We start from the raw sequence: 22,663 nt of genomic DNA on the forward strand, positions 1-22,663 counted from the left end.
CTGTCCCGCCACGCCGCCGTGCCACGCTGTGAGGAGGAACCAGCCGTTCGTCCGTATCCATCCCCTCCGAGGTAACCACGCAGATGAGCCCCGCCGAGCACGGTGATCAGCCCGCCCGCATCCTGATCGTCGACGACGAGCCCGCCGTCCGCGAGGCGCTGCAGCGCTCGCTCGCCTTCGAGGGGTACCGCACCGCGCAGGCGGTCGACGGTCTGGACGCGGTCGAGAAGGTCGCGTCCTACGACCCCGAGCTGATCGTGCTGGACGTCCTGATGCCCCGCATGGACGGGCTGACCGCCGCCCGCCGGCTGCGGTCGAACGGGGTGACCGTACCGATCCTGATGCTGACCGCCCGCGACACCGTCGGCGACCGCGTCACCGGCCTGGACGCCGGCGCCGACGACTACCTCGTCAAGCCCTTCGAGCTGGACGAGCTGCTCGCCCGGATCCGCGCGCTGCTGCGCCGCAGCTCGTACGCGGCGGCCGCCGGTGCACAGCCGGAGGACGGCGAGACGCTGTCCTTCGCCGACCTGCGGATGGACCTGACCACCCGCGAGGTGACCCGGGGCAGCCGGCGGGTCGAGCTGACCCGCACCGAATTCACCCTGCTGGAGATGTTCCTCGCGCACCCGCGCCAGGTCCTCACCCGGGAGCAGATCCTGAAGGCCGTCTGGGGCTTCGACTTCGAGCCCACCTCCAACTCCCTCGACGTGTACGTGATGTACCTGCGCCGCAAGACCGAGGCGGGCGGAGAGCCGCGGCTGGTGCACACCGTGCGCGGGGTCGGCTACGTCCTGCGGGCGGACGGCGGGCCGGAATGAGCGACCGCGCCGGGACGACGGCACGGAGCGGCGGGCGCCCGTGGGGCCCCCTGGAGCGCTTCCGGCGGCTGCCGCTGCGCGCGCGGCTGGCGCTGCTCACCACGGTGGCGGTGGCCTTCGCGGTCGCCCTCTCGGCCGCCGCCTGCTGGCTGATCACCCGGGACCGGCTCACGGACCAGCTGGACGACACCCTCAGCTCGGTCAACGTGGACGATGTCTCGAAGCTGTACGCGTACTGCCAGGGGCAGCCCCAGCCCTACCCGCCCTCGCCGTACACCATCCGGCTGATCACGGCGGCCGGCGAGGTCTGCAACGACCCGCGCAAGCCCAAGATCCCGGTGCAGCGGGCGGACGTGCTGGTGGCCGAGCGGCGGCTGGGCAGCAATGTGCGCACCACCCGGGACCAGCACGGCACCGAGATGCGGGTCTACGACAAGCCCGCCGTCGACGCCGCGGGCAACCAGCTGGCCATCTCCATCGCCACCCCGATGGACCAGGTCACCGAGCCGCTGAACCAGCTGGCGCTGGTGCTGCTGATCGTCGCCGGGGTCGGCGTGCTGGGCGCCGCCACGGCCGGTATGTGGGTGGCCCGCGCGGGCCTGAGACCCGTCGACCGGCTCACCGACGCCGTCGAGCACGTCGCCCGGACCGAGGACCTGACCCTCCGCATCCCCGCGGAGGGCGACGACGAGATCGCCCGCCTCTCCCGCTCCTTCAACGCCATGACCGCGGCCCTGGCCGCCTCCCGGGACCTCCAGCAACAGCTCATCGCGGACGCCGGACACGAGCTGCGCACCCCGCTCACCTCCCTCCGCACCAACATCGACCTGCTCGTACGCAGCGAACGGTCCGGCCGCGCGATCCCCGCCGCGGACAAGGAAGCGCTGCTGACGTCGGTGAAGGCGCAGATGGGCGAGCTGGCCGCGCTGATCGGCGATCTGCAGGAGCTGTCCCGGCCGTCGGCCCCCGGGCAGTCCGCCGTGGACGTCGTCGCCCTGCACGACATCGTCGGCACGGCGCTGGAGCGGGCCCGGCTGCGCGGCCCGTCGCTGACCCTGACCGCGTCCGTCGACCCCTGGTACGTACGGGCCGAACCGGCCGCGCTGGAGCGGGCGGTGGTCAACCTGCTCGACAACGCGGTGAAGTTCAGCCCGCCCGGCGGCACCATCGAGGTCCGGCTGTCCGGCGGCGAGCTGACCGTCCGCGATCACGGGCCGGGGATCCCGCAGGACGAACTGCCGCACGTCTTCGAGCGGTTCTGGCGCTCGCCGTCCGCCCGCAGCCTGCCCGGCAGCGGCCTGGGCCTGTCGATCGTGGCCCGCACCGCCGAGCAGGCGGGCGGCACGGTACGGCTGCGCTCCGCGGACTCCGGCGGCACCGAGGCGATCCTGACCCTGCCGGGCGCGCCGACGCCCCCGCCGGCCATGCCGAACGGCCCGCCCGGCCCGGCGAACGACCAGCACTGACGCCGCCACGTCGTCTACTGGTGCGTCTGCTTCGTCGTGGTGTCGCCGACCGGCAGGTTGGATCCCGAGATCTCGGCGCGGATGCCGTCCGAGACGACCGAGATATTGCGCAGCCGCACATCGCCGGGCGACTTCGGCAGCTGGAAGGAGAGCGACAGCTGGTCGGCGATCTGTGGCTTGGTCAGCCCGATCAGCTCGCCGAGGATCTTCGGGTCGACCCCGACCTTCTGCAGCAGCCAGGGGTGGTCCAGCACCACATCGACGAGGTTGACCTTCATCAGCTCGTGGACGAGGCGCGGCGAGCCGGTCAGCTGGTGCAGCTTGTCCTCGCTGCGCAGCGCGTCGTCGATGTACTCCTTCGGTATGCCGATCCGCTCCGCGATCGCCGGGATGCTCAGCATCGCCTTGACCCGGGCCGCCTGCCGGCTCAGCTCGGCGGCGGCCTTCTGGGTCAGCCGCAGCCCGTCGTCCTTGCCGGTGCCGGGGCGGTAGACGGCGACATCGCCGATGTCCAGGCGCATCCGGCTGATATCGGTGGAGATACCGCGGTCACCGGCCCGCTGGATACGGGCCTCGGCGTGCACCCGCAATTCGTGTCCGGCGATGGGGAGTTGTCCCTCGGCCCGGACCGTATTGGGCCCCACCTCGCTGAATTTCACCTGTGAGGCGCCCAGCTCGCGGTTCATGTCCTCGAAGGCGAGCAGCACGCTGCCGCGCATGCTGCCGATCGTGGCGCCCTTGATGGAGGCGGGCAGATCGCCGTCGATACGGATGTCGTTCGCCGTCGCCTCGAACTTCGCCAGCGACACCCGGTCGGCGGCCAGGTCGGGGATGGTCACCCGCACCTGGTCGATCCGCTTGCCCACCACCTGGGTGAGGAACGGAAATCCCGCGATGTCGACTTCCGGAGTGGCGTTGAGATGCAGCGCTTCCTTCAGCTTCTCCGCCGTCTTGTGCTGTGCGTAGAGCACCGCGAACCGGTCCCCCAGCGCCAGGAACGCGCTGCAGACCACCACCGCCACCAGCAGCTTGAGGGTGATCGGCACGGCGGCGAACCGGCTGACTCCGCGCTTCATCCGCCGGTGGTTCGGCGGCGCCCAGGCTCTCCCCTCGTCCTCGTCGTCCGAGCGCAGCCCGAGGCCCAGCGGGTCGTCGCTGTCGTCGCGCTCGTTGAGGTAGGTACGGCGCCGAGTGGCGCCCGGGACGCCGAAATCGCCGTGCTCCGGCCCTGTCCCCGGCCCGGGTTCGGGGTCGGCGAGAGCCGCCAGGTCGTCGTACGGATTGACCGGGGCGAGCTTTCTGGTGTCGCCGTTCATGGCGCTGGAGTCGCCGTACCTGGCGTCAGCGTCAGTGGAGGAATCGTGCCGGGGCCCTGCTGCCGGGGAAGGGGACGGGAACGGGGGCGGGGCGAGGGGCGGATCGGCGGGCACGCGCGAGGACGAAGAGATGCCGGTGGGAGTACCCATCCGCTCATCTCACCATGGGTGGATCCCTCGAACGCAAGTCTTACTGGAGGTATGTCGGCTACACGTCAATTGTTCGGGCCACCCTGACGAAAAATTCCCGCCAGGGTGGCCCGTACCCCCGCCGCTGCTCGCGCCCCTGCTGGACGATTACTTGCCTTACTTGCCCTACTGCTTGCCTTACTTGACGAGGGTGATGCGGTCCGCCTTCGGCGGGGTGAGCGGACTGTCCGCCGAGGCGTGGGCCTTCAGGTAGGCCAGGAAGGCGTCCAGGTCGGCGGGGCCGACATGCTTGTTCCGGGCGTCCTTGAAGACCGGGAAGCCGTCGCCGCCGCCGGCCAGGAACTGGTTCATGGCGACGCGGTAGGTCTTGGCCGGGTCCAGGGGGGTGCCGTCGAGCTTGACCGAGTCCTTGATCACGCGGTCGGCGCCGGTCTTCGTCATATCGAGCGTGTACGTGAGGCCCTTGGATACCTGGAGGATCCTGGGGGAGGCCTCGTTGGGGCCGCTGACCTGCTGCTGGAGGCCGGTCAGCAGCTGAGCGCCGGTGAGGTCGACGACGTTCAGCAGGTTGGTGAAGGGCTGGACGGTGAACGCCTCGCCGTAGGTGACGACACCGTCGCCTTCCGAGCCGGAGGCCTGGTAGGCGAGGTCGGAGCGGATGCCGCCGGGGTTCATCAGAGCGAGCTGGGCGCCGCCCTTGTCGGCTGCCTTGGTGGCCTCGAGCTGGGCGTCGGCGATGACGTCGCCGAGCGGGGACTCGGGGGCGCCCGCGCCGCGGCCCGGGATGTCGGCGGTGATGTGCCCCACGGGGCGGTTGGCGACCGGGGCGGCCAGCTTGGTCCAGCGGTTGATCAGGGAGGTCATGTCCGCGGCCTTGGGCACGTCACGTCGTACCGCGTGGTTCGCGGACTTCACGCTGGTCCGCACGATGTCCTTGGTCCTGCGGTCGTACGTCAGCGTCGTATCCGTGTAGACCTTGCCGAACGAGGACGCCGAGGTGACCATGCGCGGGTTGCCCGCCGGGTCCGGGATCGTGCAGACGTACGCCTCGTGGGTGTGGCCGGTCACGAATGCGTCGACCTTGGGAGTGACGCCCTTGGCGATCGCGGTGATCGGGCCCGAGATACCGTCGCCGGGCCCGGGGCTGTCGCACTGGTAGTTGTACGCCTTCGAGGCCGGCTCGCCGCCCTCGTGGATCAGGGTGACGATGGACTTCACACCCTGTCTGTCCAGCTCCTCGGCGTACTTGTTGATCGTCTCGATCTCGTCGTGGAACTTCAGGCCCTTGACGCCGTCGGCCGTGACGACGTCCGGGGTGCCCTCCAGGGTCAGGCCGATCAAGCCGATCTTGACGCCGTTCTTCTTCCACACCGTGTACGGCTTGAGGATCGGCTTGTCCGTCTTCTCGTCCGTCACGTTCGCGGCGAGGTAGGGAAAGCCCGTGCCCGGGAACCTCTTCCCCTTCTCATAACAGCCGTCCTTGGGGTGACAGCCGCCGTTCTGCATCCGCTGGAGCTCGGCGCGGCCCTCGTCGAACTCGTGGTTGCCGACGCTGGTGGCGTCCAGCTTCAGCTTGTTCAGGGCCTCGATGGTGGGCTCGTCGTGGAAGAGCCCGGACAGCATGGGCGAGCCGCCGACCAGGTCGCCGGCCGCCGCGGTGATGGAGTACGGGTGCCCCTTACGGGCCGTCCGCAGGGACTGGGCCAGGTACTCGACGCCACCGGCCGGGACGGTCTTCTTCGTCCCGTCCGGCTGGAGCTCCTCGACGGTGCCGGAGGAGCCCTGCGGGGGTTCGAGGTTGCCGTGGAAGTCATTGAAGGAGAGAAGCTGCACGTCGACGGTACGGCCGGCCTGGCTGGTACGGCCGGTGCTGCCCGCGCTGCCCGCGCTGCCCGCGCTGCCCGCGCTGCCCGCGCTGCCCGCGCTGCCCGCGCTGCCGGTGTTGCCGGTGTCCGCGCCGGCCGGCAGGGCGGCGGCGGTGAGAGCGGCGACCGCCAGTGCAGTGGCCCCCAGCGTCAATCTGCCTATGGTGCGGCGCCGTTGCGGTGTCGCTGGCATGTGTGCTTCCCCTCGTGAACGGTCATGAGCGGGGGAAGCTTATGGTCAACGCGCGTAGCACAACAGGGGGTGCCGGGTTACGAGCTGGTTGCCGTGGAGCGGCGGCGGCGCTGAGGCGGGGGGGCCGCGCCGGGCCACCGGGTGGTGTGCCCACGGGGACGGGGACAAGGACGGGGACGTGGGCGGTACCCGTCGGGAACCCCGGCGCGGACGTACGCTTTCGGCATGACTGACGCTGCACAGGAGATGGGCCGGACCGGCCGCAGGATCGAGGTGGCCGACGAGCTCGCGCCGGAGGAGGCCGAGGCCGTCCTGGAGCTGATCGAACGGGCCGTGCGGACGGACGGGCAGCACGCCGTGTCCGAGCAGGGGCGGCTCCAGCTGCGGGGTGGTGGTGGGCGACGGGATCAAGAAGGGGCATCGCAAAGCGATTCTGGCCGGGGTGGTGGTGGGCGACGGGATCAAGAAGGGGCATCGCAAAGCGATTCTGGCCGGGGTGGTGGTGGGCGACGGGAGGGCGTCCGGCATGTGCTGGTGTACGCGCCCGGGGACGAGGGCGAGGAGCTCGTCGGGTACGGGCAGCTGGAGGACACCGACCCGGTGGAGGCGCCGGCCGCCGAGCTGGTTGTCCACCCCGGATTCCGGGGCCGCGGGCACGGCCGGGCGCTCGGTGCCGAGCTGCTGAACCAGTCCGGGCACCGGCTGCGGGTCTGGGCGCACGGCGGGCATCCGGCGGCCCGGCACCTCGCCCAGACGCTGGGGCTGACGATGTTCCGGGAGCTGCGGCAGATGCGGCGCTCGCTGGCGGACCTGGAGCTGGCCGAACCGGTGCTGCCGGAAGGGGTGTCGGTACGGACCTTCCAGCCGGGCGTCGACGACGTGGCCTGGCTGGAGGCGAACGCGGAGGCTTTTGCCCACCATCCGGAGCAGGGCTCGCTCACCCAGCGTGACCTGGACGACCGCAAGGCCGAGCCGTGGTTCGACCCGAAGGGCTTCTTCCTCGCGGAGAAGGAGGGCCGGCTGGTCGGCTTCCACTGGACCAAGGTGCACGCGAAGGAGGGTCTGGGCGAGGTCTATGTGCTCGGGGTACGCCCCGGCGCCCAGGGCGGCGGCCTGGGCAAGGCGCTGACCTCGATCGGGCTGCGTCATCTGGCGGGGCAGGGACTGCCGACGGCGATGCTGTACGTGGACGCGGACAACAAGGCGGCGGTGAGCGTCTACGAGCGACTGGGGTTCATGACGCACGAGACGGACCTGATGTACCGCTCGGAGACCTGAGGACCTGGGGACCCACGGGGACCTGAGGGGCCCATGGAGGCCTGAGGGCCTGAGGGGCCCCGCGACGGTGTGAGCCACAGGAATACCCACCCACCCTCCGCCGGTTGTGGCTCGCAAGGGGCCCTCGCTACCCCTAGGGGATCTGTTCGAACGCCCCCTAGGGGACGCCGAGCGAGGGCCAGCGGGCCAGGGGGCCAGGGCCAGGAATCAGGCACTCAGCGCTAACCGGGCACGTCCATGCGCTGTGTACCGATGACCGACAGCAGTCGCAGCGCCTCTTCGGAGCCGGGGGCGGCGGTGTAGATGAGGACCCGCTGGTCCCGGTCGGCGATGTCCAGGACGTCGCAGCTGACGGCAATGGGGCCGACGAGCGGGTGCTCGAAGGTCCTGCACAGGGTGGGCCGGCCGGTCACGTCATGGGCGGTCCATATGCGGGCGAACTCCTCGCTGCCGGTGAGGAGTTCGTCGACCAGTTCGGTCACTTCGGGGTCGTCGGGGTAGCGGGCCGCGGTGGTGCGCAGGTGCTGAGCCGCGGTCCGTGCGAACTCCGCCGCCTCCGAGTCGCTGTACAGCCGCCCGCCGCCGGCGCGACCGTGCCCGTTGCCCGCCTCGTGCCCGTTTCCGGCCTCGTGCTTGTGCCCGTGCCCGTGCCCGTGCCCGTTCCCGTTCCCGTTCCCGTGCTCGTACGGGCCGAGGAAGGCGCGCCGGATGAGGTTCCGGTCGCGGCGCGGCAGGGCGGAGAAGTCCTCCATCAGGGCGGCGGCCAGGTCGTTCCAGGCGATGACCTCGTACGTCGCCGACAGCACGATCGCCGCGGCCTCCGGCAGCCGGTGCAGTAGGTCCGTGATGCTCTGCCGTACCTCCCGCGAGGGCCCGGCCGGGGGGCCGGGCGGGGTGCCGGCGAGGTGGTGGAGGTGGTCGCGCTCGGCATCCGACAGGCGTAGGGCGCGGGCGAGTTGGGCCAGCACCTCGCGGGACGGGTGCGGTGCGCGGGCCTGCTCCAGCCGGGTGTAGTACTCGGCCGAGATGTACGCCAGCTGCGCCACCTCCTCACGACGCAGTCCCGGCGTACGGCGGCGCGGCCCGGCGGGCAGCCCCACGTCGGCGGGGGTGAGGCGCTCGCGCCTGCTGCGCAGGAAGCCGGCCAGTTCTCGTCGATCCACCTCCCCAGTGTGCCCCGTGCGGGCGTGGGTACCGGGCGCTCAGCCAGGTATTGCCGGTGCCTGGATGAGCGGGGCGGCCGAACCCAGGCTCGTCGGCATGAACAACACATCAGCCGACACCACCACAGCCGCCGGCCTGCTCGCCGGCAAGGTCGCCTTCATCGCCGGTGCCGGTCGCGGCATCGGCGCCGCATCGGCGCGGCTGTTCGCGCGGGAGGGGGCCCGGGTGCTCCTCGCGGCGCGCACGGAGACCGAGCTCAAGGCGGTGACCGAGGAGATCCGGGCGGCCGGCGGCATCGCGGACTACGTCCTGTGCGACCTGGCCGACCCGGCGAGCGTGCGGGCCGCCGTCGACCGGTCCGTGGAGCGGTACGGCCGGCTCGACGTCGCCTTCAACAACGGCGCGACGGGCCAGCCGCCCGGCCCGATGGACCAGTTGTCGGAGGCCGACTTCGACCGCGTCTGCGCCGTCGACTTCAAGGGCCCGTGGCTGGCCATGACCGCCGAGATCGCCGCCATCCGCGCCACCGCGAAGCGCGGCGCGATCGTCAACACGTCCAGCGTCGGCAGCTTGATGGCCAACCCCTGGCTGCCCGCGTACGGCGCGGCGAAGCGGGCGGTCAACAGCCTCACCGCGTCGGCCGCCACCACCTACGGCCCGGAGGGCATCCGCGTCAACGCCATCGCGCCCGGCACCACGCTCACCGACATGCTCTACGAGTGGGACGAGAAATCCCCCGGCACCATCGATCAGCTCAACTCCCGGACCCCGCTGGGCCGGGCGGCCGATCCGGATGAGATCGCCCAGGCCGCCGCCTGGCTCCTCAGCGACCGCGCCTCGTACGTCACCGGTACGGTCCTCCGGGTCGACGGCGGTATGTGCGCCTGAAGCGGGCGGGAGATCCGGGCCGGGCGGGGGCGCGGGCCGGGCGGGGGCGCGGGGGCGCGTGGCGCGTTGGGCCGATGGCTGGAGGGGCGCGTTGGGTGATGGCCGGGGGTAACGATCGCCAGAAGGGGTAGCGCTCAATGTGTGCCGGGCGTGCCGTGCTCCGAGACGTCCGCCGGGGAACCTCCGGGGCCAGGGCCGGGGCCGGGGCCGGGGCCGGGGCCGGGGCCGGGGCCGGGGCCGGGGCCCTGGTGGTGACCCGGGATCCGGCGGGCGCCCCGCCCTTGGTGCCTCGATGGCCTGCCCGCTGCCTGTCCGCCACATCCGCGTAACCGGCGATTCAATATCGGTTGCGAGCATCGCTGAATGCAGCCCGCTGTGCCGAAGGTCCCGAGTCCGAGACTCCGAGTCGCGCCACCGCTTCCTGCCGACCTGCCTGTTGATCTTCCCGCTGACGCGCCTGGAACGCCCGGGAAGCGGAAGAATGGGGTCATGAAGCAGCAGCCCAGCGCTCAGGCACCGGTCCAGCCCGAGACGCAGGCGCCGAAGCCCCCGCCGGTCCTGGCGCCCGCGGCCCAGCCTTCGGTGGGCTCGATCGCCGCGCACCGCCCCAACGCGGTCCGTGGGACCGTGCCGGGCCTGGAGCCCGACCTGGACGCCGATCCGGACGCGTACGTGGACCGGGGCATGGTGGGCGTGGACGGCGAGGAGCTGCCCGGCGGCCGCTTCCTGGACCGTGAACGCAGCTGGCTGGCGTTCAACGAGCGGGTGCTCGAACTGGCCGAGGACCCGGCCACCCCGCTCCTGGAGCGGGTGAACTTCCTCGCGATCTTCGCCAGCAACCTGGACGAGTTCTTCATGGTCCGGGTCGCCGGACTCAAGCGGCGGATCGCGACCGGTGTGGCCACCCGCTCCGCGTCCGGACTCCAGCCCCGCGAGGTCCTGGAGCTGATCTGGACGCGTTCGCGCGAGCTCATGGCCCGGCACGCCGCCTGCTTCCAGCAGGACGTCGCCCCCGAGCTCGCCGACCAGGGCATTCACCTGATCCGCTGGCCGGAGCTGACCGAGAAGGAGCAGGCCCGGCTGTTCACCCTCTTCCGCCAGCAGATCTTCCCGGTGCTCACCCCACTGGCGGTCGACCCCGCGCACCCGTTTCCGTACATCTCCGGCCTCTCGCTGAACCTGGCCGTCGTCGTACGCAACCCGGTCAGTGGTCATGACCACTTCGCGCGGGTCAAGGTCCCGCCGCTGCTCTCCCGCTTCCTGGAGGCCTCCCCGCAGCGTTACGTCCCCATCGAGGACGTCATCGCCGCGCATCTGGAGGAGCTGTTCCCAGGCATGGAGGTGCGTGCGCACCACATGTTCCGGGTCACCCGCAACGAGGACCTCGAAGTGGAGGAGGACGACGCGGAGAATCTGCTCCAGGCTCTGGAGAAGGAGCTGATGCGACGGCGCTTCGGGCCGCCGGTCCGGCTGGAGGTCGAGGAGTCCATCGACCCCGCCGTGCTCGACCTCCTCGTCCAGGAGCTGAAGATCTCCGACGCCGAGGTCTACCCGCTGCCCGGTCCGCTCGACCTCACCGGCCTCTTCGGGGTCGGGGCCCTGGACCGGCCCGAGCTGAAGTTCCCCAAGTTCGTCGCCGGTACGCACCGTGACCTCGCCGAGGTGGAGTCAGCCTCCGCTCCCGACATCTTCGCCGCCCTGCGCGCCCGGGACGTCCTCCTCCACCACCCGTATGACAGCTTCTCCACCTCCGTCCAGGCGTTCGTGGAGCAGGCCGCGACCGACCCCGACGTCCTCGCCATCAAGCAGACCCTCTACCGCACCTCCGGCGACTCCCCGATCGTCGACGCCCTGATAGACGCCGCCGAGGGCGGTAAGCAGGTCCTCGTCCTGGTCGAACTCAAGGCCCGCTTCGACGAGCAGGCCAACATCAAATGGGCGCGGAAGCTGGAGGAGGCCGGCTGCCATGTCGTCTACGGCCTGGTCGGCCTCAAGACGCACTGCAAGCTCTGCCTCGTCGTCCGCCAGGAAGGCGACATGCTGCGGCGCTACTCCCACGTGGGGACCGGCAACTACCACCCCAAGACGGCCCGGCTCTACGAGGACCTCGGCCTGCTCACCGCCGACCCGCAGGTCGGCGCCGACCTCTCGGACCTCTTCAACCGGCTGAGCGGGTACTCCCGCCGCGAGACCTACCGGCGTCTCCTGGTCGCCCCCAAGTCCCTGCGCGACGGCCTGATCCAGCGCATCACGCGGGAGATCGCGCACCAGCGGGCGGGCCGCCCCGCCTACGTCCGTATCAAGGTCAACTCGATGGTCGACGAGGCCGTGGTCGACGCGCTGTACCGTGCCTCGCAGGCCGGCGTTCCGGTCGACATCTGGGTACGCGGCATCTGCGCGCTGCGCCCCGGGGTCACCGGCCTCAGCGAGAACATCCGCGTCCGCAGCATCCTCGGCCGCTTCCTGGAACACTCCCGGATCTTCGCCTTCGGCAACGGAGGTGAGCCCGAGGTGTGGCTGGGCAGCGCCGACATGATGCACCGCAACCTCGACCGGCGGATCGAAGCGCTGGTCCGGGTCACCGACCCGGCGCACCGTGCCTCCCTCAACCGCCTGCTGGAGACCGGGGCCTCGGACGCCACGTCCTCCTGGCACCTGGGGCCGGACGGCGACTGGACCCGGCACGCCGTGGACGCGGACGGCGCGCCGCTGCGCAACGTACAGGAAATGCTCATCGACGCCCGGAGGCGCCGACGTGGCTCAGCGACCTGACCAGCCGACCGGGGGGCCTGCCGGTCTCATGCCCGGTGCCCGCTCGGCGGCGGCGGTGGTGGTGGACGACCCGTACGGCGGGGAAGGCGCCCTCGGCGGTGGCCCCGGACCGCTCACCCACGCCTCCCCGGCCGGCCCGGCCTCCGCAGCCGGCCCGGCCTCCGTTGTCGGTCCTGCCGTTCCTCCCGGTTTTTCCGGCCTCGCCTCCCGCACCGCCGAGGAGGTGCTCGCCGGCTACCTCCACCACCATTCCGCGGAGTTCCTGCGCAGCCTGCGGTCGCACCGCGAGAGCGGTCAGGACGTGGCGGGGGCGGGTGAGGCCGCCTGCCGGATGCGCCGCGCCGCCCGTCGGATCAGCGCCGCACTGCACACTTTCCGGCCTCTGACCGACGAGGTCTGGGCCGGCCAACTCATCGCAGAACTGGGCTGGTTGTCCGGTACGCTCGCCCGCGAACAGGCCTGCGTGGCCCGCCGCGAGCGGCTGCTGGCAGCGCTCCAGCGGCTGACCGGGGCGGCAGGCCGGGGAGAACGCACCGAACACTCCGAACACTCCGAAGGCCCCGGCCCCGGCTCCGCCGTCGGCTCCGGCCCCGGCCCCGGCCCCGCCCCCGACTCCGCTCCCGACCCTGGTGCCGCGCTGTCCGCCGGCGCCGCCCGGGCCGGGGCGCTGCTGGACCGTCAGCTCACCCTCGCCCGCACCCGCGCCCACTCCGCCGCCCTGCAGGCGCTGGGCTCGTCCCGCTTCCACGCCGTCGCCGACTCCGTCGCCGTCCTCGCCTCCGAGGCGCCACCGGCCCGTACGGCCGCGGACCAGCCGGCCGTCAAGGCGCTGCCACCGCTCGCCGAGCAGGCCCATCGGCGGCTCGCGGAGGCGGTCGCCGCCCTGCCGCTGTCCCGTGCGGGGCACCCGTACAACGCCGAGGCGCTCACCACCGACCACCGCCAGGACGCACCCTGGCACCAGGTCCGGCTCCTCGTACGGCTGACCCGCTACGCCCAGGAACTGATCGCTCCGGACCACGCCGACCATCCCCACCTGGCCGAGGCCGCCCGGGTGCTGGACCTCCACCGGGACGCCGCGGAGGCCGCCGCCGCAGCCGCCGCCGCGGCCCGTACCCCCAGAATCGCCCCGGCCACCGCATACGCCCTCGGCGTCCTGCACGCCGACCAGCGCCACCAGGTCGAGGCGGCCCGCTTCACGTTCGGCCGCCTGTGGCTCCCCCGAAGGGCATGAGCGGGTCATGACGTCCTCCCGGCAGTCGGTGGTCCGCGCCGCGGGCTGCGTCCTCTGGCGCCGTACGTCACCCGGCAACGGCCCGGAGGAGGGCGACAACCTGGAGACAGGCCACGACCTGGATACAGGGACCAGCAACCTGGAGATAGGTCTCGTCCATCGCCCCAAATATGACGATTGGTCGCACCCCAAAGGCAAATTGAAGCGCGGCGAGGACGCACTGGCCGGTGCGGTGCGCGAGGTGACGGAGGAGACCGGCATGCACTGCCGGCCCGGCGCCCCGCTGCCGACCTCGTACTACCTGGCCGCCGGCCGTCCCAAACAGGTCCACTACTGGGCCGCCGAAGCCGTCGCGGGCTCCTTCATCCCGAGTACCGAGGTCGACCGCCTGCTCTGGCTCCCACCCGCCGAAGCCCGCGCCCGTCTGACCTACGAACGCGATCGCCCCCTGGTGGACGCGCTGCTGGCGACCCTGCGCCTGACCTGAGCGCCGTGTCGTGGGGCGGGGCCGGCGCCGGTCCGGGGGCGGTGCGCGCTGCGGTCCGTACAGTGACCGGGTGAGCGAGGGCAAAAGCCAGAGCCAGGGCGAGAGCAAGCGCCAGGGCAAGAACAACAGCCAGGGCCAGGGCCAGGGCAAGAGCAGGCGGGCGGGGCGGTGCCCGGCCGCCGAGGAACTGGTCGGGACCGTGCTCGGCACCGTCGTCTACGCGGCGGATGGCGAGCCCGCCGAGGACGCCATCGAGGCGGGCGCCTCGCTGCTGGCCGCGGCCCCGGTGGGCTGGGAGGCGGTGAGCCGGGCCGTACTGGCCGCCGCCGAGGAGCGGGTACGGCGCTGCTGGGAGGGCGGCTGGCAGCCCGCCGATCTGGAGCGGATGGTGCGGCGTACGGCGGAGCGGACCGCGCCGCTGGCCGTGGACGCGATCGCCGCGGAGGCCCGACGTGGCGCCGAGGCCCGACGTGGCGCCGGTGCCCCGCGCGATCCGCGGTGGGCGGCCCAGCTGCAAGCACTGCGCGCCGAGGTGTGGTGGGAGACGGACAGCGGCTATCTGGACGGACTGGCGCGCCGCCGCCGTACCTCGCGCTTCGAGACGGCGTACGACGTGCTGGAGGCGCTGCGTACGATCGCCCGGTTGCCGCGCATCACGCCGCTGCCCGGCCGGGGCGCGGCCGCATCGGCGAGCGGAAGCGGTGCCGGGCGACGTGGACACCTCCAAGAGCTCGGGGGAGGTGAGCCGCGGGTGCTCGGCCGTATCCGGGGGTTGTTGGCCAAGGCCGAGGCGACGCAGTTCCCGGAGGAGGCCGAGGCGTTGTCGGCCAAGGCACAGGAACTGATGGCCCGGCACAGCATCGACGAAGCCTTGCTGGACGGCGCGACTGCCGGGACTGACAGGGCCAGTGGTGCTGGTGGGACCGGTGGGACCGGTAGGACCGGTGGGACGGGCGGCGCGGTGGCGGGGGGCCGGGCGCCGTCGGCCGTCCGCATCGGCATCGAGGGGCCGTACGAGCAGGCCAAGGCGCTCCTCCTGGACGCGGTGGCCACTGCCAACCGCTGCCAGGCGGTGTGGGCGGCGGAACTCGGCTTCTCCACCGTCGTCGGCTTCCCGCCGGACCTGGAGGCCGTCGAACTCCTCTACACCTCGTTGCTGCTCCAGGCCACGTCCGCCATGAACCGCGCGGGCGATGACCACCACGCGCGCGGCCGTTCGCGCCGCACCCGGGACTTCCGGCAGTCCTTCCTCGTGGCGTACGCGGACCGGATCCGCGGCCGGCTGTCGGCCGCCACCGGAGAGGCCACGGCGCAGGCCGCGAGCCGGGCACCGGATCTTCTGCCGGTGCTGGCCGCCCGCGAAGCGGCCGTGCGGGACACGGCCGGCGAACTGTTCCCCGAGACAGCCCCGGTCCGGCTGCGCGGAGTGCGTGACGCCGCGGGCTGGCACCAGGGCACGGCGGCCGCGGACCGGGCACGACTCGGCACCACGCATACGCCGGACCCGCCTACCTCCTGAACAGCCTTTCGGTACGCACACTTCGGGCGCGCGTACCCCTGACAAATGTCATGGGATTCGATGACACGGCTCGGCCTCCGGGGCCGGTGCGGGTCGACAGAATCAAGACGACCGAGATCGCACAGGCGAACGGCCGCCGCCGTAGCCGTCGTGATGGGAGACCCCATGCCCCTGCCCTGCCCCGTCCGCCGTCGCGCCCGCCGTAGCGCCCGCGTCGCCGCCACGACCACGGCCGTTCTCCTCTCACTCACCGCCGCGGCGGTGCCTGCCCAGGCGACACCAGCACCAGCCCCCGCACCAGCCCCCGCACCCACGACCGCGCCCGGCGCCCATGGCGCGCGAACGACGGCCGCCCCGCTCCACCTCGACCGCAAGGCCCTGGACGAGAGACTGGCGGCCCTGCACAAGGCGGGCATGTACGGCGTCTACGCGGCCGTCCGGGACGGCCGGGACGCCTGGCGGGGTGCGGCCGGTGTCGCCGATATCGCCACCAACCGCCCGGTCCAGCCCCAGATGCAGCAGCGCATAGGCAGCATCACCAAGGCCTTCACCTCCGTCGCCATACTGCAACAGGTCGCCGCCGGCCGGATCGACCTGGACGCTCCCCTCGCCCGCTACCTCCCCGACCTCGTCCCCGGCGAACGCGGCCGGCAGATCACCGTCCGGATGCTGCTCAACCACACCAGCGGCATCGCCGATTACATTCCGGGCGCCTTCCCCTCGCTCCTCAAGGGGAGCACCAAGAGCCTGGACGACAACCGCTACCGCCACTTCGACCCCGAGGAGCTGGTCCGCCTCGGCCTGCAGGCTCCGGCGACGGGCAAGCCCGGCGAGAAGTGGTCGTACGCCAACACCAATTACGTCATCGCGGGGATATTGCTGCGGAAGGTCACCGGTGAGAACCCGGAGGAGTACATCACCCGCAATGTCATCCGCAAGGCCGGCCTGAAGCACACGTACTTCCCGACCTCCGCACGGATATCCGGGCCGCACTCCAAGATGTACGAGTCCATGTACGGCCTCATCACCCCGGCCCGCGACTACAGCACCTATGACGTGTCCTGGGCCGGCACCGCCGGGGCCCTGGTCGCGACGATGGAGGACGTGAACGACTTCTACCGGGCCCTGCTGACCGGCAAGTTGCTCGCCCCGGCCCAACTCCGCCAGATGCAGACCACCGTCGAAGCCAAGGACGACAAGGGCAATCTGCTGATGCACTACGGCCTCGGCATTGCCGCGACGGACACGGCGTGCGGGCGTTTCTGGGGACACAACGGCGCGGTGTGGGGCGCCGAGACGGTGACATTCTCCACGCCCGACGGGAAGCGCCAGATGACGTACGGTTTCAACCGGTCCAAGTACCAGCAGATCGACGAGGAATTCCACATCAAGCCGAGCCCGATCGACACCGCGGCCGGAGAGTTCGCCCAGAAGGCGATGTGCGGCACCAACGCGCCCACCACGCCGGCGAACCCCGCACAACCGGCCGCACCTCAGCCCCCCAAGAATCTGCCCGCCCCGCTCACCCGCTCCCTCAGCGCGCCCCCGGCCCTGATATCCACGAACCACTGACCCCAACTCTCACCTGCTCGCTGCCCCGCTGCTTCATATTTCGGACAGCCTTCTACGGGATCAGGGACCTGCTGCCGCACACTGCGCGGCATGGCAGCGGCTGGGCGGGGGGCGGCTGGTTCATGCCCGTGGGGCCAGGGCCTCCCAGCGCACCGTGACCTCGCCCTGGCGGCGCCGTCGCGGGTCGCCGGTCAGTGGCCAGTCCGTCGCCAGGGTCTGTACGGCGGCGCGCCACCGCTGGCGGGCGCCGAGTGCGCCGAGCGGGGCGGCCGCCGCCCAGGCGCGGTCGAAGTCCCGGAGGAAGGCGTGCACCGGCTCGCCCGGCACATTGCGGTGGATCAACGCCTTGGGCAGGCGTTCTGCCAGGTCGGAGGGGGCCCGCAGGGAGCTGAGCCGGGTGGCGAAGGTGACCGTACGGGGGCCCTCGGGCCCCAGCGCGACCCATACGTGCCGCCGCCCGATCTCGTCGCAGGTGCCCTCCACCAGCAGGCCGCCGGGCGCCAGCCGGGCGCACAGCCGCCGCCAGACCGCGGCCACCTCGTCCTCGTCGTACTGCCGCAGGACATTCGCCGCCCGGATCAGGAGCGGTGCCCGGCCCCGCTCGCCGGGCAGCGGTACCTCGAACCCGCCGTGTGCGAAGTCCAGCCCCGGTTTGCGGTACGGGAGGGCGGCCTCGACCCGGGCCGGATCGATCTCGACGCCGACGACACGGGCGTCCGGCCGGACCGTACGCAGCCGGTCCAGCAGCTCCACGGCGGTCCAGGGCGCGGCTCCGTAGCCGAGGTCCACCGCGACGGGGTCGGTGGCGCGGCGCAGCTCGGCGCCGTGTTCCGCGGCTATCCAGCGGTCCATACGGCGCAGCCGGTTGGGGTTGGTGGTCCCTCGGGTGGGATTTCCGACGGGCCGGGACGGCGGCGCGGCGGCGGTCAGGGGGCGGCGGGGCATGGCTTCGAGAGTATGGCGTCCCGGGCCGGGCTCCGTATCTCCCCTGGTCAGGCACGACGGCTGGCCCGTCAGGTGACACCGCTGGCCCGGCCAGGCACCCGGGCGGCCGTGCACGGTCACGCTTTGGCAAAGTACGGAGATGGCGGGCCGGACGGGAAGGGAACGCCGAGGTGTGTTGTTGCAGGGGTTCGGAGGCGTGCTGCCGAACGCCCCGCCTAGGAGGTAGCTCGACGTGAGCGGATACGTGACCCGGCTCCGCGGCCGTCCCGCCGGCCAGTTCTCGGGCCAGGGGCGGCTGCGCCTGCCCGGGGGCCCGAGGCGCCCGCGCCGGGTGGCCATGCTCAGTGTGCACACCTCCCCGCTGCACCAGCCCGGCACGGGCGACGCCGGCGGCATGAACGTCTACATCGTCGAGCTCGCCAGGAAGCTCGCCTCGATCAACATCGAGGTCGAGATCTTCACCCGCGCCACGACCGGCACCCTCCCGCCCGCCGTCGAGCTCGCGCCCGGCGTCCTCGTACGTCATGTGGACGCGGGCCCGTACGAGGGCCTGGCCAAGGAGGAGCTGCCCGCCCAGCTGTGCGCCTTCACCCACGGCGTGATGCGGGCCTGGGCCGGACACCGCCCCGGCTACTACGACCTGGTCCACTCCCACTACTGGCTCTCCGGCCACGTCGGCTGGCTGGCCGCCGAGCGCTGGGGTGTTCCGCTGGTGCACGCCATGCACACCATGGCCAAGGTCAAGAACGCCGCGCTGGCGGCCGGTGACACCCCCGAGCCGGCCGCCCGGGTGATCGGCGAGACCCAGATCGTACGGGCCGCCGACCGCCTGATAGCCAACACCGCAGAGGAGGCCGACGAGCTCGTACGGCATTACGAGGCCGACCCCGGCAAGGTCGCCGTCGTCCACCCCGGCGTCAACCTCGACCGCTTCCGGCCCGCGCCCGCGAGCGGGGATGCCCATGCCAACGGGGGTGTGGCCGGGCATGTCGCCGGCTCTGACGCTGACGCCGGCGCTGTCGCAGAGAGCCGGGCCGCCGCCCGTGCCCGTCTCGGCCTGCCGCAGGACGCGGTCATCCCGCTCTTCGCCGGCCGAATACAGCCGCTGAAGGCTCCCGACATCCTGTTGCACGCGGTCGCCGACCTGCTGGCCGCGGACCCCGCCCTGCGGTCCCGCCTGGTCGTGCCCGTCGTCGGCGGGCCCAGCGGCAGCGGCCTGGCCAAGCCCGAGGGTCTGCAGAAGCTGGCCGCGCGGCTCGGCATCGCCGATGTGGTGCAGTTCCGTCCGCCGGTCGGACAGGAGCGGCTCGCCGACTGGTACCGCGCCGCATCCGTGCTGGTCATGCCCTCGCACAGCGAGTCCTTCGGGCTGGTCGCCATCGAGGCGCAGGCCTGTGGCACACCGGTCGTCGCGGCCGCGGTCGGCGGCCTGCCGGTGGCGGTACGTGACGGCGTCAGCGGCTTCCTCGTCGCCGGCCATGACCCGGCCGACTACGCGCGTGCCCTGCGGCGGTTCGTCGCCGATCCGTCGCTGTCCATCCGTATGGGCAGCGACGCGGCCCGGCACGCCCAGTCCTTCGGCTGGGACACCGCGGCGGCGGCGACCGGCGATGTGTACACCGCGGCGATGCAGGAACGGCGGCGTCACCTACGATCCCTGCATGGCTGACGAGGCGCGACGGGCGGCGATGGCGGATGAGGCACAGCGGACGGGCGACGCGCGGCAGGTGGGCGGCCCGGGCGATCCGCAGCAGGCGGGCGGCCAGGGCGATCCGCGGCAGGTGATCGAGAGGGCGCTGACCGATGCCGGTCTCGTATGGGAGTCCCCCTCCGACGGCAACTACGTCGTCACCCTCCCCGGCACCCGCAAGCTCTCCACCACCTGCTCGCTCATCGTCGGCAAGCACTCCCTCTCCCTCAACGCCTTCGTCGTCCGCCGCCCCGACGAGAACCACGAGGCGGTCTACCGCTGGCTGCTGGAGCGCAACACCCGCCTCTACGGCGTCAGTTACGCCATCGACCGGCTCGGTGACATCTACCTGGCCGGCAAACTCCCGCTCGCCGCCGTCACCCCTGACGAACTCGACCGCATCCTCGGCACCGTGCTGGAGAACGCCGACGGCAGCTTCAACACCCTCCTGGAAATGGGCTTCGCCACCACCATCCGCAAGGAGTACGCCTGGCGCGTCTCCCGCGGCGAGTCCACCCGCAACCTGGAGGCCTTCGCGCATCTGACACGCGGAAGCGGCGAGGATCAGGCATGCGGGAGCGGCGGGAATCAGACGCGCGGGCACGACCGCGAGGCGTAGGCCCCGTTGCCGGTACGGCAACAACGCTTGCCTGCTCCGTCCGCCCGGGCGCATGGTCGGCGCCATCAGGCAGAGAGCAGCAGACCGCACGAGCCACGGGAGCGAGTGTCATGGCAGCCCACGCGAGGACGAACCGTAATGCGACAGCGGCACCGGCCAACGACGACCACCACCACGATGACGACCACCAGCACGTCCATGCCGATCACGACCACGGCCACGGCGACGACTTCGACTGGGCCGCAATGGCCGATCTGCTGGAGCTGGAAGGCGAGACGCACAGCCCGTACGTACAGCAGGCCTTCGACGAGCTGACGCGTCTGACGCACCTGACTCCCCGCCGGATCCTGGACATCGGCAGCGGCCCGGGCGTCGCCGCCTGCCGGCTGGCGGCGGTGTTCCCGCAGGCCGAGGTCACCGCCGTGGACGGTACCCCGGCGCTGCTGACCCGCGCCGAGGAGCGGGCCGCACGTCTCGGCGTACGACTGCGGACGCGGCCGGCCGAATTCCCGGCCGGACTGGCCGACCTGGGCCCGGCGGACCTGGTGTGGTCGGGACAGGTCGTCCACCACGTGGGCGATCAGCAGGACGCGCTGAACCGGCTGGCCGGGCTGCTCAACCCCGGCGGCGTTCTGGCCATCGTCGAGGGCGGTCTGCCGTCCCGCTGGCTCCCGCGCGACCTCGGTTTCGGCCGTCCCGGGCTCCAGGAACGGCTCGATGCGGCGATGGCGGACCGCTTCAGCCGGATGCGGGCGGAGCTGCCCGACTCGGTGGCGGTGGCCGAGGACTGGCCCGGCATGCTGCGCGCCGCGGGTCTCACCGGCGTACGGAGCCGGACCTTCCTCGTCGACCACCCGGCTCCGCTGCCCACGGGCCCGGAACAGCCGCTACGGCTCTGGGCGCGGCGGTCGCTGGAGCGCCGCCGCGAGATGTTCGGCGAGGTCCTGGACGCCGAGGACCTGGCGACCCTGGACCGGCTTCTCGACCCGGCCGACCCGGCCTGCGTCGACCGCCGCCCGGACCTGTTCCTCCTGACCGCGAAGACCGTGCACTTCGGTCAGCGTGCGGTTCGGTGAGACGCAGGCACTGACGTTACCGACGTCGGCCTCCGCCTTTCGGCCTGTCGCGTCGCGTCACGTCACGTCACCGAATCGCTCGGCGCCGCTGGGGATGCCGACGCCGATGCCGGCGAAGGTGGAGCCGGTGGTGTCGGCGTCGGTGTCGGCGTCGAGGTCGATGAGGTGGCGGTCTCCGCCTCCGCCTTCGTCTGCTTCGGCAGGTTCCTGAGCAGCAGTCCGTAGCCCGCCGCCGCCACTGTGCCCACGGCCGCGCAGCCCGCCCAGAGCACGCCCGAGCCCAAGTGGTCGATGACCGTGCCGCCGAGCAGCGGGGCCGTGAGGGAGGCGATGGACCAGGACAGTGCGTACATGCCCTGGTAGCGGCCGCGGCCGTGGACGGGGGAGAGGCGGACGACCAGGCCCATCTGGGTAGGGGAGTTGATGATCTCGCCGAGGGTCCAGATGGCGACGGTGAGGCCGTACACGGCGACCGAATCGGCCAGCGCGGTCAGTCCGAAGCCGTAGCCGGTGAGCAGGGACGAGCCGATGAGGAGCGTCGCGGGGCTGCGGTGCTCGATGAAGCGGGTGACGGGGATCTGCAGCAGGACGATGAGGACGCCGTTGATCGCGGCCACCGAGCCGAAGTCGGCACTGGAGAAGCCGTTCTGACTCATCGACACCGGCAAGGAGACGTAGGCCTGCTGGAAGAGCAGGGCGAGCAGCAGGTTGAGGGCCACGACGGTCATGAAGCGGCCGTCCCGCAGTACGGTCAGCATGGAGACGGGGGCGGGAGCGGGGTCGGTAGCCGAGCCGGAGGGGTTCCGGCCGTCCGCGGTCGCCGGTGCCGTGGGGCGGGACTCCGGGAGCTTGCAGAAGACGACCACGGCGCAGGCCAGGACGAGCGTCGCCTCGCCCAGGAAGAGGACCAGGTAGCCGTGTTCGGCGATGAGTCCGGCGGCGGTGGCGGAGATCGCGAAGCCGAGGTTGATCGCCCAGTAGTTGAGGGAGTAGGCGCGGACGCGGTCTTCGGGGGCGACGATGTCGGCCATCATCGCCTGTACGGCGGGGCGGGAGGCGTTGGTCGCCATCCCGACCACGCTCGCCACCACCGCGATCGCGACCGGGTGTTCCAGGAAGCCCAGCAGCGCCACGGACGCCGCCGTCGACAGCTGCGCGATGAGCATGGTGGGCCGCCGGCCGAGCCGGTCGGTGAGCACTCCGGCGCCGACGGACGAGATCACGCCGCCGAGCCCGTAGAGCGCGCCGACCAGGCCGGCGTAGGACGGGGAGAAACCGCGCTCGACGGTCAGGTAGAGGGCCAGGAAGGTAGCGACGAACGCGCCGAGACGGTTGATCAGGGTGCTGGTCCACAGCCACCAGAACTGGCGGGGGAGGCCGGACACGCTCTCCGTCGCGGCGCGTTTGAGGCGGGCCAGGGCGCGGGCTCGCGGGGGAGTGGATGCGGACATGACAGTTCCGTTTCCGTCGGCGTACCGGCGAGGCGTGAGTAAGAGGGGTGAGTAAGTGGTGCGTGCGTAAGTGGTACGTGCGCAAGTGGGGTGTGAGTAAGTGGTGAATGACGTGATCGCAACCTACTGGCTGGCCGGCCGCCGACGCCATCCAATT

General features: G+C 72.0%; 17 protein-coding genes. 12 read left to right on the forward strand and 5 right to left on the reverse strand.

From position 1 onward, the window contains the following. Positions 1–83: 83 nt before the first annotated feature. Both AZE13_RS00285 and AZE13_RS00290 read left to right on the forward strand, forming a co-directional pair. Entirely contained in the window at positions 84–821 is a 738-nt protein-coding gene (locus AZE13_RS00285) for a response regulator transcription factor (protein WP_066925227.1), read from the forward strand. Continuing rightward, a complete protein-coding gene (locus tag AZE13_RS00290) occupies positions 818–2,287 on the forward strand; it encodes a sensor histidine kinase (protein WP_066925230.1) in 1,470 nt (489 codons plus the stop codon). The genes AZE13_RS00285 and AZE13_RS00290 overlap by 4 nt, the downstream gene beginning before the upstream one ends. 14 nt (positions 2,288–2,301) lie before the next feature. On the opposite strand, the gene AZE13_RS00295 is transcribed toward AZE13_RS00290, so the two are convergent. Together AZE13_RS00295 and AZE13_RS00300 are read right to left on the reverse strand one after the other, a co-directional pair. Continuing rightward, positions 2,302–3,603, reverse strand: coding sequence for a DUF2993 domain-containing protein (locus tag AZE13_RS00295; protein WP_258527509.1), 1,302 nt, complete (start codon positions 3,601–3,603; stop codon positions 2,302–2,304). Between the two features lie 327 nt (positions 3,604–3,930). Further along, complete coding sequence (locus tag AZE13_RS00300; RefSeq protein WP_181690212.1) at positions 3,931–5,772, reverse strand: bifunctional metallophosphatase/5'-nucleotidase; 1,842 nt, start codon at positions 5,770–5,772, stop codon at positions 3,931–3,933. Between the two features lie 264 nt (positions 5,773–6,036). Here AZE13_RS00300 and mshD point away from each other — a divergent pair, with 264 nt between their 5' ends. Further along, positions 6,037–7,089, forward strand: a complete 1,053-nt coding sequence (gene mshD / locus AZE13_RS00305) for a mycothiol synthase (RefSeq protein ID WP_258527511.1) — start codon at positions 6,037–6,039, stop codon at positions 7,087–7,089. 221 nt (positions 7,090–7,310) lie between these two features. Here the strand turns inward: mshD and AZE13_RS00310 are convergent, their stop codons facing one another. Further along, positions 7,311–8,252 carry a helix-turn-helix transcriptional regulator gene (locus tag AZE13_RS00310; protein WP_066925236.1) on the reverse strand — a complete coding sequence of 314 codons (942 nt, stop codon included), beginning with the start codon at positions 8,250–8,252 and terminating at the stop codon, positions 7,311–7,313. 97 nt (positions 8,253–8,349) lie between these two features. On the opposite strand from AZE13_RS00310, the gene AZE13_RS00315 reads away from it, so the two are divergent. The 6 genes from AZE13_RS00315 (at position 8,350) to AZE13_RS00340 (ending at position 16,725) form a co-directional block, all read left to right on the forward strand. Then, the gene (locus AZE13_RS00315; RefSeq protein ID WP_107288204.1) at positions 8,350–9,141 is read left to right on the forward strand and encodes an SDR family NAD(P)-dependent oxidoreductase; all 792 of its coding nucleotides are present in this window, start codon (positions 8,350–8,352) and stop codon (positions 9,139–9,141) included. 489 nt (positions 9,142–9,630) lie between these two features. Beyond that, on the forward strand, positions 9,631–11,913 hold the full coding sequence (locus tag AZE13_RS00320; RefSeq protein WP_066925242.1) for an RNA degradosome polyphosphate kinase: 2,283 nt from the start codon (positions 9,631–9,633) through the stop codon (positions 11,911–11,913). Continuing rightward, positions 11,897–13,147, forward strand: coding sequence for a CHAD domain-containing protein (locus tag AZE13_RS00325; RefSeq protein ID WP_258527512.1), 1,251 nt, complete (start codon positions 11,897–11,899; stop codon positions 13,145–13,147). The genes AZE13_RS00320 and AZE13_RS00325 overlap by 17 nt, the downstream gene beginning before the upstream one ends. Positions 13,148–13,154: 7 nt before the next feature. Then, a complete protein-coding gene (locus AZE13_RS00330) occupies positions 13,155–13,634 on the forward strand; it encodes an NUDIX hydrolase (protein WP_079123550.1) in 480 nt (159 codons plus the stop codon). Between the two features lie 199 nt (positions 13,635–13,833). Then, positions 13,834–15,153, forward strand: a complete 1,320-nt coding sequence (locus tag AZE13_RS00335) for a DUF2786 domain-containing protein (protein ID WP_066927003.1) — start codon at positions 13,834–13,836, stop codon at positions 15,151–15,153. A 165-nt stretch (positions 15,154–15,318) separates the two neighbouring features. Further along, positions 15,319–16,725: a serine hydrolase domain-containing protein gene (locus tag AZE13_RS00340; protein ID WP_079123551.1), complete on the forward strand. Its 1,407-nt coding sequence runs from the start codon at positions 15,319–15,321 to the stop codon at positions 16,723–16,725. A gap of 120 nt (positions 16,726–16,845) precedes the next feature. On the opposite strand, the gene AZE13_RS00345 is transcribed toward AZE13_RS00340, so the two are convergent. Beyond that, entirely contained in the window at positions 16,846–17,670 is an 825-nt protein-coding gene (locus AZE13_RS00345; RefSeq protein WP_107288205.1) for a class I SAM-dependent methyltransferase, read from the reverse strand. A 232-nt stretch (positions 17,671–17,902) separates the two neighbouring features. Here AZE13_RS00345 and AZE13_RS00350 point away from each other — a divergent pair, with 232 nt between their 5' ends. The 3 genes from AZE13_RS00350 to AZE13_RS00360 all read left to right on the forward strand — a co-directional run bounded on the left by AZE13_RS00350 (position 17,903) and on the right by AZE13_RS00360 (position 21,055). Further along, on the forward strand, positions 17,903–19,339 hold the full coding sequence (locus AZE13_RS00350; protein ID WP_066925245.1) for a glycosyltransferase: 1,437 nt from the start codon (positions 17,903–17,905) through the stop codon (positions 19,337–19,339). Continuing rightward, positions 19,332–19,979, forward strand: a complete 648-nt coding sequence (locus AZE13_RS00355; protein WP_258527513.1) for a YbjN domain-containing protein — start codon at positions 19,332–19,334, stop codon at positions 19,977–19,979. The genes AZE13_RS00350 and AZE13_RS00355 overlap by 8 nt, the downstream gene beginning before the upstream one ends. 110 nt (positions 19,980–20,089) lie before the next feature. Continuing rightward, positions 20,090–21,055 carry a class I SAM-dependent methyltransferase gene (locus AZE13_RS00360; protein WP_079123552.1) on the forward strand — a complete coding sequence of 322 codons (966 nt, stop codon included), beginning with the start codon at positions 20,090–20,092 and terminating at the stop codon, positions 21,053–21,055. 62 nt (positions 21,056–21,117) lie between these two features. Here AZE13_RS00360 and AZE13_RS00365 read toward each other — a convergent pair whose 3' ends face one another. Continuing rightward, entirely contained in the window at positions 21,118–22,506 is a 1,389-nt protein-coding gene (locus AZE13_RS00365) for an MDR family MFS transporter (RefSeq protein WP_066925248.1), read from the reverse strand. Between the last annotated feature and the right edge of the window lie 157 nt (positions 22,507–22,663).

Origin of the sequence: Streptomyces sp. NBRC 110611, from assembly GCF_001590865.1 — a bacterium.
Lineage (GTDB): Bacteria > Actinomycetota > Actinomycetes > Streptomycetales > Streptomycetaceae > Streptomyces.

What these genes read in the sequence shown, in the direction of transcription:
- AZE13_RS00320 (WP_066925242.1), top strand. Translation starts at nt 9,631, where the DNA reads ATGAAGCAGCAGCCCAGCGCTCAGGCACCGGTCCAGCCCGAGACGCAG.
- AZE13_RS00330 (WP_079123550.1), top strand. Translation starts at nt 13,155, where the DNA reads ATGACGTCCTCCCGGCAGTCGGTGGTCCGCGCCGCGGGCTGCGTCCTC.
- AZE13_RS00285 (WP_066925227.1), top strand. Translation starts at nt 84, where the DNA reads ATGAGCCCCGCCGAGCACGGTGATCAGCCCGCCCGCATCCTGATCGTC.
- AZE13_RS00315 (WP_107288204.1), top strand. Translation starts at nt 8,350, where the DNA reads ATGAACAACACATCAGCCGACACCACCACAGCCGCCGGCCTGCTCGCC.
- AZE13_RS00345 (WP_107288205.1), bottom strand. Translation starts at nt 17,670, where the DNA reads ATGCCCCGCCGCCCCCTGACCGCCGCCGCGCCGCCGTCCCGGCCCGTC.
- AZE13_RS00360 (WP_079123552.1), top strand. Translation starts at nt 20,090, where the DNA reads ATGGCAGCCCACGCGAGGACGAACCGTAATGCGACAGCGGCACCGGCC.
- AZE13_RS00355 (WP_258527513.1), top strand. Translation starts at nt 19,332, where the DNA reads ATGGCTGACGAGGCGCGACGGGCGGCGATGGCGGATGAGGCACAGCGG.
- AZE13_RS00295 (WP_258527509.1), bottom strand. Translation starts at nt 3,603, where the DNA reads ATGAACGGCGACACCAGAAAGCTCGCCCCGGTCAATCCGTACGACGAC.
- AZE13_RS00365 (WP_066925248.1), bottom strand. Translation starts at nt 22,506, where the DNA reads ATGTCCGCATCCACTCCCCCGCGAGCCCGCGCCCTGGCCCGCCTCAAA.
- mshD (WP_258527511.1), top strand. Translation starts at nt 6,037, where the DNA reads ATGACTGACGCTGCACAGGAGATGGGCCGGACCGGCCGCAGGATCGAG.
- AZE13_RS00340 (WP_079123551.1), top strand. Translation starts at nt 15,319, where the DNA reads ATGCCCCTGCCCTGCCCCGTCCGCCGTCGCGCCCGCCGTAGCGCCCGC.
- AZE13_RS00290 (WP_066925230.1), top strand. Translation starts at nt 818, where the DNA reads ATGAGCGACCGCGCCGGGACGACGGCACGGAGCGGCGGGCGCCCGTGG.